The following is a 17,524-nucleotide window of genomic DNA, read 5'->3' on the forward strand; positions in this document are numbered from 1 at the left end:
ACAATTATTAATCGAAGCGCTCCCCTTGCAAAACGCCAGAATTTTCTAACATTTCTCTCAAGTACCGATAGTCGTCACCATGCCAAAAATCATCGGTTTCAAGCATCGTAGTAGCATCCTTTCGAGCAGTCTCAAGAATCCGGTAATCATGTACTAAATCAGCTACTTTGAAATCTGGTAGACCACTTTGCTTACGTCCAAAGAAATCCCCTGGTCCTCGCAACTCTAAGTCTTTCTCAGCTAAGCGGAAACCATCATTTGTTTCTGTCATAGACTGCATCCTCTCTTTCCCCTCGTCAGACTTAGGATCAGCCAGTAAAATACAATAGGATTGATGTTCACCTCGTCCAACACGCCCTCGTAGCTGGTGCAATTGTGCTAAACCAAAGCGTTCAGCGTCATAGACAATCATAAATGTAGCATTCGGTACATTCACCCCTACTTCAACGACTGTCGTAGAAACTAAAACCTGTATGGACCCATCACTAAAAGCACGCATAACAGCATCCTTCTCATCTGCAGATAAACGTCCATGCATTAGACCAACTTGATAGCGGCCTGTAAAATAAGTTGCTAGCTGTTCATAGATTTCAACTGCATTTTGAACATCCAGTTTATCTGATTCCTCAATAAGAGGACAAATGGCATAGGCCTGCCTTCCAGCGGCTAGCTCTCCTTCTAGTTTTGATATAACCGATCCGAATTGTTCTTTTTTCATCCAATGGGTTTCAATCTGCTTACGCCCTGCCGGCATTTCATCAATTATCGACACATCCATTTCTCCAAACGCTGTAATGGCAAGTGTTCTGGGAATTGGAGTGGCTGTCATAAAGAGCACATCCGGGTTTTCCCCTTTATCTCTCAATATGCGACGTTGTTCAACACCAAAACGATGTTGTTCATCGGTAATAACAAAACCTAGATTTTTAAAAATAACATCAGGTTGGATTAAGGCATGTGTACCAATTACAATATCGAGCTCTCCATTTGCCAAATCTGCAAGTATAACACGGCGCTCCTTCGTTTTGGTTGAACCAGATAATAAAGCCACACGAACGCCAAATGGTTGGAACCATTCTAGCAAGTTCTCCAAGTGTTGCTCTGCTAAAATTTCTGTTGGTGCCATTAACGCACCTTGATAACCTGCTGAAACTGCAGCGTATAGGCCTATAGCTGCCACCACGGTTTTCCCCGAACCTACATCACCTTGTAATAAGCGATTCATTCGATGTGGCTCCTTCAAATCTTTACAAATTTCATTGACAACACGTTTTTGAGCATTGGTTAATTCGTATGGTAATGCCGCGATAAATTCACGTAGCATATGCACATCATATTGAATGACAGTTCCTTGTTCATTTTCCTTCCGTACCTTACGTAACGCCTGCATACGTAGTTGAAAATTTAATAGCTCTTCATAAGCAAAACGTCTTCTCGCTTGTTTAGCATGTTGTGCATCTAGCGGAAAATGAATACCCTCCAAGCCTTCCTGTATAGGCACAAGCTTATAGGAATCCTGCAAATCTTGTGGAATTGCATCAGGCAAATTAGCACCATAATCGTCCAATACTTGTCTCATATATTTTCGAAATCTTTTTTGTTGAATCAAACCTTTCAGACTGTAGACAGGCTCAAAGTCTACTTGATCCGTTTTAGGACCAAATATAACAGAAGTGCCATTGATTACTTGTCTACCACGATCCCATTTACCAGTCACCGTAATAATAGAACCAGGTACAAGCTTTTGCTTTAAATAGCCCTGATTGAAAAATACGACTTTCACTAAATGTCTTCCTGCTAAAACGGTTACTTGGAGTCTTGATTTATTGCGACCTAAAAATAAAACCGTAGGCTCCCGCTCCACCTTACACTCAACTGTAACCCGTTCGTTATGTGGTGTTTGCGCTAAATCTTTTAAACGAAAATCTTCATGTCGATGTGGGAACGTCCATAATAAATCAGCTATTGTATTGATTCCTAGTGATTCAAGATGTGCTGCTGTTTCTTTCCCGACGCCTTTTAATTCATTGACGGGTCCATATAATTCAGTCATCTTATCCCACACTCCCTTCATTGCTTGTTTATGTAGTGTTATAGCCTCTCTCTCTAATGTACCATAATTTTTTTCCCTAACCCTACACATAAGCAAAAACCCTACCAATGAATGATAGGGTTAAATTTTTGATTATTTAATTTCACAAGAGAAACATGTAATTTCTTTCACATATTGCTCATCAACTTCTATACCTAATCCAGCTTTATGGCTTAACTGCAGGATGTCTTTATAGTATGTAACATTTGCCACATCTTTTACAAACATTAAAGGCCCAACCATCTCGTTTGTATGGATAATAGACTTACTGATCGCTAGGTGCGCTCCAGCCATTGTTCCGATTGCTGATTCCACCATAGAGCCTACTTGACAAGGCATCTCTGCAGCCTCAGCCAGACTTGCAAGAGCTAGAGCTGGATATATTCCACCTGATTTCATTAATTTTATATTTAGCATATCCGCAGCACGCATTTCTATGACATCGACTAAATCATAAATATTATGAACACCCTCGTCTACCATAATACTACAAGGTGAAAGGGCTCTGATTTCTTTTAACGCTCTTAAATCATGTGCTTTTACAGGTTGCTCGTACCAGTCTACATGACAAGCTGTAGTTTCTCTTATTACTTTTAGTGTCTCCATCCTATTCCAGCCTTGATTGGCATCTACCCGCAGTTGCACCTCGTCACCTATTGCTTCTCTTACCGCACGAATACGAGCAATATCTGATTCAGCATTTGTACCAACCTTAATTTTAATATTACGGAAGCCCGATTTTACAAATTCACTTGCATCTTTAGCCATTTCCTCAGGACTCTTAATACTAATCACTCTTGGCACCTGTAATTCCTCATGTGCTTTTCCACCAATTAATTGATAAACAGGTTGTCCAGTCATTTTTCCCATCAAATCATAGAGCGCAATGTCCAATGCTGCTTTTGCTGAAGGGACTCCATCAATTTTTTCATTAAACTTTTTATGAATACGCTCTACAGCAAATGGATCTTCATTAATCAATAATGGGGCTAATTCATGTTTAATAACATGATACGTACTCTCCCAAGTTTCACCAGTCACATTTTGATCAGGCACAGCTTCGCCCCAGCCAACTACACCCTCATCCGTCTCTATTCTGGTAAGAATAGTTGGCATATCATCTAAATGAACATACGAAATAACGAATGGTTCCTTTAATTGTAAACGTGCTGCAAACACTTCAATCTTTTTTATCACGACGTATAACTCCTTTTTGTATAAATAGTCTAATTATTTATGTTGCAAGATAATGTTTATAAATAGTTGAATAGCATTAGGGAAAACATCTTCATCTACATCAAATCGTGGATGATGATGTGGATATTGGCTTTTTTCACCACCCATACCTACAAAAACAAATGCTCCAGGCTTATGTTGTAAATAATAAGAAAAATCTTCTCCACCCATGACTGGTTCGACTACTTTAAATGCGGTATCTCCAAATTGTTCCCGTACAATCGATTCAATATTTCGTGATTGTGTCGGATCATTTATGAGCGGAGGTGTTCCTAAAATAAAATCGATTTTTCCCTCTGCTCCAAATGCTCGACAAATTCCTTCTGTTAAACTTACCATTTTCGTTTTAATGATTTTTATAGTGTTCGGTGTCAAAGCTCTGATCGTTCCAGTTAATTTTGCCGTATCAGGAATAATATTATAAGTGGTTCCAGCTTGAATATTACCTACTGTAATGACACCCGCATCAATAGGATTGACATTTCTACTTATAATACTTTGAAAAGCTTGCATTAAATGGCTCGCTATATAAATAGGATCAATTGTTTCATGTGGCATTGATCCATGGCCACCATATCCTTGAATTATAATTTCAAAATCATCAATAGAAGCCATCATTGGTCCATGTGTTAGACCAATCATCCCTTTCTCTAAACCTTGCCATAAGTGAATGCCAAAAATAGCCTCTACATCTTCCAACACACCTTTTTGAATTAATAAATCAGCTCCACTTGGGGTGATTTCCTCTGCCGATTGAAATATAAACTTGATATTCGGCTCGATTTTCTCTCTATTTAAGCTTATCCATGCAGCAACTGCTAATAAAATCGCAGTATGACCATCATGGCCACACATATGAGCAACACCTTGCTTGTGAGAAATATATGGTTTGTCTCCCTCTTCTTCTATAGGTAATGCATCTATATCGGCACGTAATGCAATAGTTTTTGTTCCCTTTGTCCCTTTTATAAATGCCACTACACCTGGAGGTTCGTAATCTAGAATTTCTATGTCTAACTCCTCTAGTCTTTGGCGAATAAACTCACTTGTTTCGTATTCCTGACCAGAAAGCTCTGGATATTGGTGCAGATGACGGCGATCCTCTATTGCCTTTTCTGCTAATCTTTTTATATTCATTATTTCCATTGTTAAACTCCTTTAGAAAGGTCCGTATTGTATGACTTGTGCAATAATAAGCGATATTACAGCAACTGTTACTTGAATAAGCATAAACGGAAAAATCCATTTTATCCATTTACCCCAAGGAATACCCGCAATTGATAATCCCGCCATTAAAAAACCTACAGTTGGGAAAATAATATTCGACATACCATCTCCAAATTGATAGGCAAGTACTGCTGTTTGTCTTGTAACGCCAATCATATCTGATAAAGGCGCCATAATCGGCATTGTTAAGGCAGCCTGTCCACTTCCTGATGGTACTAAAAAATTTAAAAATAACTGGAAGATAAACATCCCTACTGCATTTAGTACAGGTGGAACTGAATCAAGCAATACAGACGTGTAAAATAGGATTGTATCAATCAATCCTGAGTTATTGAAAATCACTAAAATAGACTGTGCTAATCCAATGATAAGAGCGCCACCAACTAAATCACCTGCACCCTTCATAAATGAATTAGCAATATGCGAAGGTGATAGTTTGCCAATAAGTCCCATTAAAATACCAAACAATAAAAATAAACCGGCTATTTCGGTAATGTACCAACCTAGTTTTACAACCCCGTACATCAATACGATAAAATTCAAAAGAAATGTAGCCATAACAAGCTTATGTCTTATTTCCATTTTCGAATTCGCCTGTACAATACCACCTTCATTATTAAGAAAATTTCCATAAAAGCCAATTTTAGGATTATTTTTCACTTTTCTTGCATAGCGATAAACATATATTGTTGCTACTGTGTATAAGACAATAAATATTACAATTCGAAAAGCAATTCCTGAAAATAATGGCAAGCCCGCAATTTCTTGCGCTATTCCTACTGTAAACGGATTCATAACAGCTGCCGAAAATCCTACAGATGCACCTAGAATAACGATAGCAAAACCCGTAATTGCATCAAAACCTAGGGCAACAGCAAGCGGTGCAAGAATCCCTACATACACAATCGTTTCATCAGACATCCCCATTAATGACCCAGCACAGGCGAAAAACAACATCAATACTGGTATTATTAACATTTCACGTTTAGCCATTTTTACAGATAGCATGGCGATAAAGGATTCCAATGCCCCTGTGGCTGATAGTATTCCAAAGGTACCTCCTACAATCAATACGAAGAAAATAATACTTGCTCCTTGCATCATGCCAGAATGTACGCTGCTAAAAATATCTAAAAATCCAATAGGGTTCATATCTGTAAAACTAAATGTTCCTGGTTGAATTACTTGACGTCCATTAACTTCTTCTCGTTGAAATGAACCAGCTGGGATAAAATACGTTAAAATGGATGATACAACAATAAGGCAAAAGATTAACACATAAACATTAATTCCTTTTGGTTGCTCTATTTCTTTATTAGCTATAAATTTACTCATCCGTCATCCTCCTTAGTTGAATCATTGATCAAAAACAAATTTTTATTACCACTATCAATGCATATCGCATCTCTCCAACATAAAAAGCCATCCCCTTTTTTTGAAATTTCCGTCTTCTTCATTGTAATTGATTAAAAAAAAAATAAAAAATTACTATTTCGAATAGTTACTATTGATAAATTTACATATAAATTCATCGGGATACATCAAAAAAATTACAAATAAAAAGAACATTACATTCCTGCGATTTCACCAGGCTGCAACATTCTTTTCATATACAAACCATTTAAATTGTTTTCCATGTATCTTTAACTAAATCAATAAAAGTACTTACATTACTAAATGTTTTAGCATTTTGAGGAAAGATTAAATAAGTAGGTAACTTTTTAGGAAATCGGTAAAGAACTTGAAGACTCCCTTTGCTTACCTCTTTTTGAATAATAATATCACTCAGCAAGGCTAGACCTACTTGTTCCATTACTGCTCGCTTAATTGCTTCCTCGCTTCCAAATTCCACTATCGTTTGGGGCTTACACTGAATTTCTTGAAGGCAACTGACAATACAGTCATCCATACCATAGGTTATAAAGGGATAATCATCGAATATTTCCTGCACAGTACGATCCTTTATAATAAGCGGATTTCCAACCAATACCAAATCCTCTTCCTCCAATAAAATCCCCTCTACACCAGCGTAACTAGGGTATCCAGCTATAAAACCTATATCTGCTTGATTTGAACTCACAAGTTTGGCTGTTTCTTTACTATTGGCACAAAGAAGTTTTAGGTTTACCTGAGGGTACTGTTTTAAAAACGAGCCAATAATATGGGATAAATAATAGCCACAATAAAATTCTGGTGCAGCGATTGTCAAATGGCCAAATGGCTTTTCAAAATTCTTCAAATCCTGTTCCATTTCTTCAATAATCCCAAATAATTGATCTGTATGTTCCTTTACTATTTTTCCTACTTGAGAAAGAAACATTTTCTTGCCTATTCGATTAATTAAGATATGCCCTAATTCTTCTTCTAACGCTTTAATCTGTTGGCTAATTGTAGGCTGGCTATAATTTAAAATTTGAGCCGCTTTTGTAAAGTTGAGGTAAGTTGAAACAACATGAAACGTTTTCAAATTACGTAAATCCATCTCTATTCACATCCTGCTATAAATTAAGATAAATATTTTTTCCTTATTAAAATTTAATTATACTTAAATCGACTATGTACGTAAGAGGGTTTTTCTTTTTATTAAGATATCAATCAACATAAAAACATGCTACCTATTCAGATAGCATGTTTCTTCATTTTTATTGAATTGCCTTAATACTTTGTAATCCACCATTTTCGAGAATGGCTTTACTAATTGCCTTACCTGTTGGCGTTGCTGCTAAACCACCGCGTGCCGTCTCTTTCAGGTTTGGACTCATAGATTGTCCTATGCGATACATCGCTCCAATTACTTCATCACATGGAATTCGGCTTGTCACACCTGCAAGCGCCATATCTGCTGCTACAAGAGAGTTAGCAGCGCCCATAGCATTCCGTTTAACACATGGTACTTCCACTAAGCCTGCTACTGGATCACAAACAAGGCCAAGCATATTTTTTAACGTAATCGCAAATGCTTCTGAACATTGTTGCGGTGTTCCACCAGCCATCTCAACGATAGCTGCCGCTGCCATACCTGCCGCTGAACCAACCTCTGCTTGGCAGCCACCTTCAGCACCTGAGATGGAAGCATTATTAGCCACAACAAAGCCAAATGCACCTGATGTAAATAAATAACGAATCATTTGCTCACGAGTTGGATTTAATTTATTTTTTACCGCAAAAAGTGTTCCAGGTACAACCCCAGCTGAACCTGCTGTTGGCGTTGCACAAATTGTTCCCATTGCTGCATTGACTTCATTGGTTGCAACCGCTTTACTTACTGCATCTAATAATAAATCACCTGATAGTGATTTTCCTTGTGCAATGTAATTTTGAAGTAATACGGCGTCCCCACCTGTTAAACCTGTAACAGATTGTACACCTTGTAAGCCGCGTTCTACCGCTTCTTCCATCACCGTTAGGTTTCGATCCATTTGTTGAATGATTTCTTCTCGTGTTCTGCCAGTTATCAACATTTCCTGTTCAATCATAATTTCTGATATTAATTTATCTTCCTGTTCTGCTCGTTCCACAAGCTCGCGAACATTATGAAATAAAACGTCCATCTTGGGACACCCCCTTAGTTATTAATCTTTGATACTTTTGTAATATATGGGATTAATGAAATCTGCTGTAGTACTTTGTCTTCTATATTTTGATCGACTTCAATAACCATTAAAGCCGTTAAACCTCGTTCTATACGTGATACTTCCATATGTCCAATATTAACTTCGTGCATCGCTAAGCAATTGGCTACGTTCGCTATGCAGCCAGCACGGTCATCATGTACGACAAGAATCGCTGGCATGCCACCTGTTAAACGCAATTTAAAGCCATTTACTTCACTTACTTCTATTTTACCGCCACCAATAGAAATACCGACGACAGACATTTCTCCTTCATCGTCTCCAATAACTAGACGTGCCGTATTTGGATGCTCCGTATTAGCTGTTTCTGGAATAAATTCATATTCCAACCCTGCTTTTTCTGCATCTTCAAATGCCGTTTTAATACGATCATCAAATGTATCGTAGTTCAATAAGCCCCCAATGATTGCAACATCTGTCCCATGCCCTCTATACGTTTCTGCGAACGAACCATATAAATGAATTTTCGCCCATTTAGGTTGTCTACCAAATAAATCCCTTGCAACTCGTCCGATACGAGCTGCCCCTGCCGTATGAGAGGAGGAAGGCCCAATCATGACTGGCCCAATAATATCAAAAACCGAAGTAAATTTCATACAAACACCCCTCTATTCTATTCCTATAATAATATTTATATTTACTTATATCATGCTTGATAGTTACCACAAAAGTAAAGTATTTAATTTGTCAGCTTTCAGAAAATTACCACTACTATAATTTGTAGCCAATCGTGATATGTTTTACATTGTCCATACCCTGTGCACACATAATGAAAATCATTGATATTCCAATATTTCCAATTTTTTATATCCTCTACATACGTACATTCAACTATGAATAGTACGTATGTTTCCGACTAAATATAGATAATACTCTCTTTGTAGCATAAACAAAAGCAGTACACATTTTGTGCACTGCTTTCTTTACGGAATAGCAAAGTAGCATGTAATTATTCTACCGAAATAATATATGGGTATAACCCTTGTTTTCCATTAAATAATTCAACTTCTACGTCTGGATAGTTCTTCTCAATGAATGCTACTAACTCTGTAGCATCTTGTTCAGTTGTATCCTCTCCATAAATGACTGTTACAATTTCAGCATCCTCATCAACTAAATCAACGATTACTTTTTCAGCTGCATCTTTTAAAGCTGGTGTAGAAAGGACAATTTTTCCTTCTGCTAACGCCATAAAATCATCTTTATGGATTTCAACACCATCAATAGATGTATCACGCACAGCATAAGTTACCTGACCTGTTTTTACATTTGCAAATGCATCCATCATTGTCTTTTTATTTAAGTCTACAGCCGCTTCAGGATTAAACGCTAAAATCGCAGCCATCCCTTGCGGAATTGTCTTCGTTGGGACAACTGCTGCTTCAATTTCTAAAAGCTCAACAGCTTGCTCTGCAGCCATCACTATATTTTTATTATTAGGTAGAATTAAAACTTTTTCTGCACCAATTTCTTGTACTGCTTTAACGATATCTTCTGTTGAAGGGTTCATCGTTTGGCCACCTTCAATGACATAAGATGCACCGATCGAACGCAATAAACCTGCAACACCCTCCCCCATCGCAATTGTTACAATAGCATAGGGATGTTTTTCTAATTTTTTCGTTGTCGTAGGTGCCTTATGTTCTTCACCGACGATAGCTGAATGTTGTTCACGCATATTATCGACTTTTATTTTCATAAGACTACCATATTTTTGTCCAATTGATAAAACAGAGCCTGGTTGCTCAGAATGGATATGAACCTTGGCAATTTCTTCATCTGAAATAACAAGTAACGAATCACCTAAAGGACTTAATTCTTGACGGAATTGCTCCTCATTAAATGGCTCTTTCCCATCTTCTAAACGCACCATTATTTCTGTACAATAGCCGAATTCAATATCTTCAGTATTCATAAAGTCTTGAGCTCTATGATGCTCTGCATTGATTAAATCATCTAATGTCGCATCATTTTTTTCTGGGAGAGGCTCTCCTTTTAAAGAAGCTAAAAACCCTTCATATACAAACAATAATCCTTGGCCACCACTATCGACAACCCCTACCTCTTTTAAAACAGGTAGTAAATCCGGTGTTCGATCTAGCGATGCCTTTGCCTCTGCAGTAAAAGCTTCCATAACCGCAATGATATCGGTTTCAGTTTCTGCCACTTCTACGCCTTTTTTCGCCGCTTCTCGAGCAACCGTTAAAATAGTTCCTTCGACAGGTTTCATAACGGCTTTATATGCTGTATCTACCCCAGCTTGGAAGGCACCTGCAAAACCTTTTGCATCAATTGTTGCTTCTTTTTCAATGAATTTCCCAAATCCACGGAATAATTGTGATAGAATTACACCTGAATTTCCACGCGCACCCATTAATAAACCTTTTGATAAGGCCTGTGCCGTTTTACCAATATGCTCTGAAGCATAAAGCTCCGTTTCCTTTGCACCAGATGTCATCGATAAGTTCATATTTGTCCCTGTGTCACCATCCGGTACCGGGAAAACATTTAATGAATCTACATAATTTGCATTTTGGAATAGGTGATGCGCACCCATTTGTACCATTTCTGCAAACTTTATACCGTCTAAAGACTGCATTCGATTTAGTTCCTCCTCTTAATTCGCTACACGAACGCCCTGTACAAAGATATTGACAGATTTTACGCTCATACCCAATGTTTTATCTACTGTATATTTCACTTTCGACTGTACTTGGTAAGCAACTTCCGAAATTTTTGTCCCGTAACTAACAATAATGTACATATCAATATGTAAATCGTCGTCTTGTTGTCGAATCACAACACCTTTTGCGAAGTTTTCTTTACGTAAAATATCAGTTAGACCATCACGAATTTGATGTTTAGATGCCATGCCAACAATCCCGTAGCATTCTACAGCAGCACCACCAGCAATTTGTGCAAGTACATCTGTTGAAATATCAATTTGGCCGAATTCACTGTTTAATTCAATTGACATAGAAATGCCCCCTTGGCTCTTTTTGACTAAACTATATTGTAACACTTTCGTTGTAATTTAAGCAACCTAAGGGGGTAAAGAAAGGCTATGTAGCAACGTTTTGTGACTTTAAATCGACGTATTTATGAATTCATCAAAAATGGCGTTCTTACAATAAAATTTATTTCCGCCTAATTGTGTTATGACGTATAACGCTCGGTTAGCAAGCTCATAGCCTAATTATATATGCCCTTACATCAAAATCTTATTAGGACACATGCCTATATGGCCTCTCTTTATTAATCTTAAACATCACAGTCAATTCTAGATAAAAAAAGTTGATACTATGAAAGCATCAACTTTATATTGCATTAAATTAAACTTTTTATAAGGGTATCGATCATAACTGGCATTTCTTTAAAGGCACTATCCACATGTAATCTTTCTGTTTTTTGATGCGCATCCTTACCAAATGGTCCTACATTTAAGACCGGCCCTTGTAAAGCGGTCATTTCTTTAAATGGGATACTATACGTTTCCCCCCATACAGGTGTATTGCGTTCGAAGGCTAACCATTCATCTGATTCATCTGTATAGTTCACATAGCTTAAATCACAAATTCCATTAAAATAATGGATTTGCTCCACCTCAACATCGAATGTTTGCGCCGTTTTCTTCATTAATTCAATCGATTTTATAATAAGTGGATGATTGGATGAATTAATAGCCGGGTAATAAGGTGGAGCATATAACAGGACAGTAGCTGGTGCTAATTCCTGACAACGTATCATAAGCTGATCAACAATGCGTATTGACTTTTCACGGTCATCCCACGTACTATGCTGAAGAACTTGAGATTTGATAGAATCGACTTCGGCAGCTCCCAGTTTCCGGATGGCATGTTCTAAGAGAGCTTCATATCGCAATACTTCGACTGTCCCAACACCTTGTACTTTTTCTCGTTTACAAATTTGCACATACTGTTGATTACAAGCCGTCATTGCTTCGAATGCGACCTGTTCAAATATATCCATCACTTCTGCTGCTGTACGTTTTAATAAAAATACATTGTAAAGAGCCGCAGCACGATATGGCGTTTGTGTAGAGTATTCCATTTTTAAATCTTTTAGCTGTAAAGAGACTGGTAGTGGTGTACTCTCTCCTAAATCTGTTTCACGGAAAAGAGGATTCCACTCCATATGCTGTGTCATATAAGAAGCAATGAAATTAGCTGTCATTCCTTTTAAAGGTTCACCGACATGTGTTTCCTTCCCATAAAACAGTGCGGCGGGCATTATCTTACCAATGGTGCCTGAATAAATATATTCATTCGTATCAGATGGTCCTTGTGAAAAAGACGGTTCACTATTTAAAAATAATTGATACGTTAAATCATACTGTTCTCGTATTCTTACAAGCTCCACTACAGCAGCTCTCATTCCCGCTGAATTTACTTCTTCATCGGGAACCGCTGTTAAAATCAGATTAATTGGCCATTGCTCGAAGCTTGCTTTTTCAATTAGCTGCATGTGTAATGCCAGTCCCATTTTCATATCCATTGTGCCACGACCAAACAAATAATTGCCTGATTCCAAATCCAATCTAGCAGCTTCTGGTAAATCCTTTTTGTACTTAGGCTCCATAAGCTTTTTAGTCAATTCCTCAGGGAAAACAGCTAGAGGCTCTAATTCTCCATATTCTTCAGTATGCACTGTATCAAAGTGACTAATTAGCACTACTGTGTTGGTTGCTGTAGGATGTTTATATAATGCTGTTACAGCGTTTCTTCCTAGACCTGCTTCATGCAATTCGATCAACTCAGGATGCTTATTAAAATATGGAAGCGCCATCAATTTATTTTTCAATTTATAGGCAAATTCATTTTCACCCTCAGTCAATGTTCTACTGTCCCAGCTGACAATTTCACATAGTAGTGCTCGCAGTTTTTCTGGTGTATTCCACATATAATTATCCATAAAAATTCTCCTTTAAATCTCATTCGTTAAAGGTTCTTAACGAATATCTAGTGACTCTTCATTTTTGGTATCTGTAGTTGCCATAGGTGCTTTTTTTAATTTCAAGCGATAAAAAATCATACAAGCAATAAAGAAGCCAATGCCATACAATAGGCCAATTCTTTGGGTTGGATCAAATGCTAAAAAAATCAAAATCACTAAACAAAAGAAAATACAAAATATAGGTATTAATGGAAATAAAGGTGTCTTAAACTTTAAATCTGCTAAATTTCCACCCGACTTAATATAACGATAGCGGAACATTAATTGAGAAGCACAAATCCCCATCCATGAAATCGTGACAGATATTCCTGCAACCGACATTAATAAAACAAATACCGCATCTGCTTCCATCACACTTGTTAGTAATGATAAAAGTGAGAAAACCATCGTAAAGATCAGTGCATTTAGAGGCACTTTATTTTTAGTAAGACGACCAAATAATTTTGGTGCCATTCCCTCATGAGACATCGAGAACAATAAACGAGTTGACGCATACAAACATGAATTACCAACGGATAGAATCGCGGTTAAAATAACAAAATTCATGATACCAGCTGCATAGGGAACACCCGCTAAATTCATCAACGTCACAAATGGACTCTCCATTAGACCAAGCTCTGATGATGGGAAGATGGCTGATAATACAATAATAGAAGCAATATAAAAAACAATAATTCTAAAAAGTATTGTCCGGATAGCTCTTGGAATATTTTTTTCTGGATTTTCGGTTTCACCGGCTGCAATTCCCACAAGCTCTGACCCCTGATAAGAGAAAATAACATTCATCATCGTCACAAAAATAATGGTAATACCTGCTGGGAATAAGCCAGAAGGTGCTAAATTTGTGAGATGAGGTGTTGGACGATCTGCTAACGGTATCATACCAAAAATAGCAGCCCCACCTATTATAATAAAGGCAATAACTGCGACTACTTTAATACTCGCAAACCAAAATTCTGCTTCAGCAAACCCCTTTGTAGTTAAAGCATTTAAGACAAATAAAAGAACCATAAATACAGCACACCATATCCAAATAGGGATATCTGGAAACCAATGCTGCATTAAAATTCCGGCAGCTGTGAACTCAACACCCGCTGTCGCTGCTGAACCGACAAAGTACATCCAGCCTAATGAAAATCCGGCTGAGGGGCTAATGAAACGTGTAGCATATGTTTGAAAGGAACCAGTAACAGGCATGTAAACAGCTAATTCCCCTAGACAGTTCATTACCATAAATAAAATTAACCCACCAAATAAATAACCAATAAGTGCTCCACCTGGACCCGCTTGATTAATGGTATAGCCTACATTTAAAAATAACCCTGTTCCGATAACCCCCCCAAGTGAAAGCATTAATAAGTGACGACTTTTCATTGAACGGTTTAATTGTTGATTGTGAACTTGATCCCCTTTATCCAACATTCATCCATCCCTCCCATATAATGTGAATATATTGAATATTCTGATATACAAATAACGAAAGCACCCAACCAATTTATTTTTTTAAAATTGATTGGGTTCAAGTAGTATTACTTAAAAACGTAATGATAAGCAGCTTAAGCCACCATCATGTTTTCTAAATTCGGACATTTCAAGTTCAATCGTTTGATAACCTAGATCGAGTAATTTACGATTTGTGTCCGGGTATCCTGCTGGAATAATAATATAATCATTGACTTGAATACAGTTAGCAGAATATTCATCTTCCTTTGGAATAATAATTTTTTCATAGGATTCAAATGCCGGATGATCTACGAACTCACCAGCTAGCACCATACGATTGTCTCCTACATAAGCAATACCCGTTTTTAAATGGAAGAATTCTTTTAATGGGATAATCGTCGCCTCATACCCCTCTTGTTCAACGATTTCCTTAAATTGTTGTGCCCCTTCTTCATTTGTACGATCTGAAATTCCTACATAAAATTTCTTTTCAGCCTGTAATATGTCCCCTCCATCAAGCGTTCCAGATCCTTTTATATAATAAATTTTATCGTAGAATTGCTTTACAGCAGGTTCGATATCTTCAATTTCCCGGTTACGGGCAGCAGCTCCTGGATTTGAAATGATAGCAAATTCTGGTGTTAAAACTGCCGTATCCTCTACAAATGTTGAGTCAGGAAATGCCTCATTCGCTGGTAATTGTGTTACTTCAACCTCACATTTTTTTAAAGCTTCTACATACTTGTCATGCTGCTCGTATAATTTCTCTAAAATCGGTTTTCCTAAATCACTAGTTGTTAAACCGTTTACAAAACTATTTCCTGGATTTTTAACAATAACATTTTTAAACATTTCTTTTCTCTCCTTTTATGCTCTTATTACAGGACAAGTCAGACATGTAGGCCCGCCTGTTCCTAACACAGAAATTTGTTGACCTTTATATTCAAATACCGTTGCACCAGCTTCGATTAGTTGCTGTTTTGTGACCGTGTTTCCTTCAGGAAGAACACAAACTCTAGGTGCAAGCGCTAACACATTACAGCCAAGTGTATCGTATTCATCCTTTGGCACTTCCACTAACTGAATACCTCTTTCCACTAGTAATTGGCGGAAAAATACAGGCATTAAACGGGAATGTACAACTGCTAAATCTTTATCAACCATACTAATGAAAGACATAAGATGTAAGCATTCAGCTTCACCTAAATCATGTGGTAGCTGTACCACTATAAATTCATCTACCATTTCAGCTGTCATTTCTTTTAGCTGACGAATGGCCTCATCATTTGTTCGATAACCTCTCCCAACAGCAAGTGTTCGATCATCTAACCAAACAATGTCTCCACCATCTGCTACTGCATCTCCAGTGAGTTCTCCGATTATGGAAATACCCTTGTCCTTTAAAAATTCTTTGTAGATGGAAGCTTCTGGCTGTCTTAATTTTTTTCCAGACTTTAATAAAATGGCACCCTTCGGCGTAAATTTGACTGGATCATGGGCATAAAGCGAGTCCAACCCTACCTCATCTGAAAGTGGTAGATAATCAATTGTGTCAACATACTTCTTAAGAATCTCAACAAATTCTGCATATTCCTTTAATGCTTCTTCAAAGTTGGGCTCAGATAAGTAGTTAAAAGTTTTCCATTCATCACTAAGATGTTTCTGACTTCGAAAAGCATCTTTTGGATGTTTTACTATTACGTGTTTTAAAGGTGTATACATCGACGAGCAATAATGCATTCCCTTCACTCCTTTTCCGTGTAGTGGAAAACGTTTCCGTTTAGAGGAAAGTTTATATGAAAAATATATGCGTTTTATGTTATACTGTCAATATATTTAGAAAACTTTTTATTTTTCATTTTCTTCTCAAACCACTCTCAGTAAGCCCTGTTGAATTAAGTCTGAATTTTTCTAAAAGGGTATTCTCTTTCTTTTTGTATTCAATGAACTCATGGTCTCAGTAAGATTGGAACTAGACGTAGATGGAGAATAAAAATAAAATAGGAGAAAAGGAGGTAGGACAAATGCAATTATTAGAGCGGGCTATGACTATTGCGAAGGTTTTAGCTTCTGAAGCAAATGACAGTAGCTTGTCCATTTCGGAGCTTTCTACAAAATGTGATTTACCTCTAAGTACTTTACATAGAATTTTAAAAGCGATGATTAATCAAGGAATGATTGAGCAAGATGAACAAACTAAACATTATCGACTCGGGACCATTTGGATGGAACTCGGCTTGCAAGTCTATGATACGATGGATTATATTAGCAAAATCCGACCAGAGCTAGAGCGATTAGCAAGAGATGTTGAGGAAAGTGTCTATTTAAGTAAGCCAGCAGGTTTAGACACGATTATTATTGAAAGAATAGATAGCGCTGCCAATCCAATTCGTATTTATGACCAGCTGGGCATTCGTATACCTCTACATATTGGAGCAGCCAATAAGGCCATTCTCGCCTCTATGTCTGACGCACAATCGAAAGAAATATTAGAACAACTAGTAACGCAAGATGAAATGCCTGAACTGGAGGAGCAACTTCGTCAAATTCGACAACAAGGTTATGCGATTAGTCACGGAGAACGAACGGCTGGTACTTCCTCCATTGCCGTTTCCGTTTTAGATGGTTTTGGTGAAGTAATAGGAGCAGTAAGCATCGGTTTTGTCAGCTTTAATGTTTCTCAAGAGCACATTCTAACACTCATTGAACGTTTGGTTAATACCGGCAAACGCGTCTCACTGAAACTCGGTTATCGAGGAAAATATTAGAAGAACTGATTCCTTCAAAGAAAATCTATTTTTGTTCATCAATTTTGCCTGTAAAGGTTTTTTTCTTGAAAGGTTATGTGAAAACTGTTGCACTGAACGCCATCGTATGTTAAATTATTATGGTATGTGAAATACCGAACTGAAATATAATA

The 17,524-nt window shown here is 37.4% G+C and carries 14 protein-coding genes; 1 reads left to right on the forward strand and 13 read right to left on the reverse strand.

The genetic code is table 11. The features are described from left to right. Window positions 1-7 precede the first annotated feature (7 nt). The 13 genes from recG to C9J29_RS01485 form a co-directional block, all read right to left on the reverse strand. On the reverse strand, window positions 8-2,074 hold the full coding sequence (gene recG / locus C9J29_RS01425) for an ATP-dependent DNA helicase RecG (RefSeq protein ID WP_107921732.1): 2,067 nt from the start codon (window positions 2,072-2,074) through the stop codon (window positions 8-10). A 111-nt stretch (window positions 2,075-2,185) separates the two neighbouring features. Beyond that, window positions 2,186-3,289 carry a mandelate racemase/muconate lactonizing enzyme family protein gene (locus tag C9J29_RS01430; protein ID WP_008173727.1) on the reverse strand — a complete coding sequence of 368 codons (1,104 nt, stop codon included), beginning with the start codon at window positions 3,287-3,289 and terminating at the stop codon, window positions 2,186-2,188. A 33-nt stretch (window positions 3,290-3,322) separates the two neighbouring features. Next, entirely contained in the window at window positions 3,323-4,474 is a 1,152-nt protein-coding gene (locus tag C9J29_RS01435; RefSeq protein ID WP_089985311.1) for a M20 metallopeptidase family protein, read from the reverse strand. Window positions 4,475-4,486: 12 nt separating this feature from the next. Further along, window positions 4,487-5,890 (reverse strand): YfcC family protein, encoded by a 1,404-nt coding sequence (locus C9J29_RS01440; RefSeq protein WP_107921512.1) that lies wholly within the window; start codon window positions 5,888-5,890, stop codon window positions 4,487-4,489. A 286-nt stretch (window positions 5,891-6,176) separates the two neighbouring features. Further along, entirely contained in the window at window positions 6,177-7,037 is an 861-nt protein-coding gene (locus tag C9J29_RS01445) for a LysR family transcriptional regulator (RefSeq protein WP_089985308.1), read from the reverse strand. A 160-nt stretch (window positions 7,038-7,197) separates the two neighbouring features. Further along, window positions 7,198-8,106, reverse strand: coding sequence for an L-serine ammonia-lyase, iron-sulfur-dependent, subunit alpha (gene sdaAA / locus C9J29_RS01450; RefSeq protein WP_008173736.1), 909 nt, complete (start codon window positions 8,104-8,106; stop codon window positions 7,198-7,200). Window positions 8,107-8,120: 14 nt separating this feature from the next. After that, window positions 8,121-8,783 carry an L-serine ammonia-lyase, iron-sulfur-dependent subunit beta gene (sdaAB, locus tag C9J29_RS01455; protein WP_008173738.1) on the reverse strand — a complete coding sequence of 221 codons (663 nt, stop codon included), beginning with the start codon at window positions 8,781-8,783 and terminating at the stop codon, window positions 8,121-8,123. A 353-nt stretch (window positions 8,784-9,136) separates the two neighbouring features. Continuing rightward, window positions 9,137-10,786 carry a DAK2 domain-containing protein gene (locus C9J29_RS01460; RefSeq protein ID WP_107921513.1) on the reverse strand — a complete coding sequence of 550 codons (1,650 nt, stop codon included), beginning with the start codon at window positions 10,784-10,786 and terminating at the stop codon, window positions 9,137-9,139. A gap of 18 nt (window positions 10,787-10,804) precedes the next feature. Beyond that, window positions 10,805-11,164 carry an Asp23/Gls24 family envelope stress response protein gene (locus tag C9J29_RS01465; protein WP_008173742.1) on the reverse strand — a complete coding sequence of 120 codons (360 nt, stop codon included), beginning with the start codon at window positions 11,162-11,164 and terminating at the stop codon, window positions 10,805-10,807. A 350-nt stretch (window positions 11,165-11,514) separates the two neighbouring features. Continuing rightward, complete coding sequence (locus tag C9J29_RS01470; protein WP_107921514.1) at window positions 11,515-13,119, reverse strand: M20/M25/M40 family metallo-hydrolase; 1,605 nt, start codon at window positions 13,117-13,119, stop codon at window positions 11,515-11,517. A gap of 36 nt (window positions 13,120-13,155) precedes the next feature. After that, on the reverse strand, window positions 13,156-14,583 hold the full coding sequence (locus C9J29_RS01475) for an amino acid permease (RefSeq protein ID WP_008173745.1): 1,428 nt from the start codon (window positions 14,581-14,583) through the stop codon (window positions 13,156-13,158). A 111-nt stretch (window positions 14,584-14,694) separates the two neighbouring features. Beyond that, on the reverse strand, window positions 14,695-15,456 hold the full coding sequence (locus C9J29_RS01480) for a dimethylarginine dimethylaminohydrolase family protein (protein WP_008173746.1): 762 nt from the start codon (window positions 15,454-15,456) through the stop codon (window positions 14,695-14,697). Window positions 15,457-15,471: 15 nt separating this feature from the next. Further along, a complete protein-coding gene (locus tag C9J29_RS01485; RefSeq protein ID WP_089985303.1) occupies window positions 15,472-16,344 on the reverse strand; it encodes a dimethylarginine dimethylaminohydrolase family protein in 873 nt (290 codons plus the stop codon). A gap of 284 nt (window positions 16,345-16,628) precedes the next feature. Between C9J29_RS01485 and C9J29_RS01490 the strand changes: the two genes are divergently transcribed. Next, entirely contained in the window at window positions 16,629-17,372 is a 744-nt protein-coding gene (locus tag C9J29_RS01490; protein ID WP_043989654.1) for an IclR family transcriptional regulator, read from the forward strand. Window positions 17,373-17,524: the final 152 nt, after the last annotated feature.

This window comes from Lysinibacillus fusiformis (assembly GCF_003049525.1).
GTDB classification, from domain to species: Bacteria; Bacillota; Bacilli; order Bacillales_A; family Planococcaceae; genus Lysinibacillus; species Lysinibacillus fusiformis.

What these genes read in the sequence shown, in the direction of transcription:
- recG (WP_107921732.1), bottom strand. Translation starts at nt 2,074, where the DNA reads ATGAAGGGAGTGTGGGATAAGATGACTGAATTATATGGACCCGTCAAT.
- C9J29_RS01435 (WP_089985311.1), bottom strand. Translation starts at nt 4,474, where the DNA reads ATGGAAATAATGAATATAAAAAGATTAGCAGAAAAGGCAATAGAGGAT.
- C9J29_RS01440 (WP_107921512.1), bottom strand. Translation starts at nt 5,890, where the DNA reads ATGAGTAAATTTATAGCTAATAAAGAAATAGAGCAACCAAAAGGAATT.
- C9J29_RS01445 (WP_089985308.1), bottom strand. Translation starts at nt 7,037, where the DNA reads ATGGATTTACGTAATTTGAAAACGTTTCATGTTGTTTCAACTTACCTC.
- sdaAA (WP_008173736.1), bottom strand. Translation starts at nt 8,106, where the DNA reads ATGGACGTTTTATTTCATAATGTTCGCGAGCTTGTGGAACGAGCAGAA.
- sdaAB (WP_008173738.1), bottom strand. Translation starts at nt 8,783, where the DNA reads ATGAAATTTACTTCGGTTTTTGATATTATTGGGCCAGTCATGATTGGG.
- C9J29_RS01460 (WP_107921513.1), bottom strand. Translation starts at nt 10,786, where the DNA reads ATGCAGTCTTTAGACGGTATAAAGTTTGCAGAAATGGTACAAATGGGT.
- C9J29_RS01465 (WP_008173742.1), bottom strand. Translation starts at nt 11,164, where the DNA reads ATGTCAATTGAATTAAACAGTGAATTCGGCCAAATTGATATTTCAACA.
- C9J29_RS01470 (WP_107921514.1), bottom strand. Translation starts at nt 13,119, where the DNA reads ATGGATAATTATATGTGGAATACACCAGAAAAACTGCGAGCACTACTA.
- C9J29_RS01475 (WP_008173745.1), bottom strand. Translation starts at nt 14,583, where the DNA reads ATGTTGGATAAAGGGGATCAAGTTCACAATCAACAATTAAACCGTTCA.
- C9J29_RS01480 (WP_008173746.1), bottom strand. Translation starts at nt 15,456, where the DNA reads ATGTTTAAAAATGTTATTGTTAAAAATCCAGGAAATAGTTTTGTAAAC.
- C9J29_RS01485 (WP_089985303.1), bottom strand. Translation starts at nt 16,344, where the DNA reads ATGCATTATTGCTCGTCGATGTATACACCTTTAAAACACGTAATAGTA.
- C9J29_RS01490 (WP_043989654.1), top strand. Translation starts at nt 16,629, where the DNA reads ATGCAATTATTAGAGCGGGCTATGACTATTGCGAAGGTTTTAGCTTCT.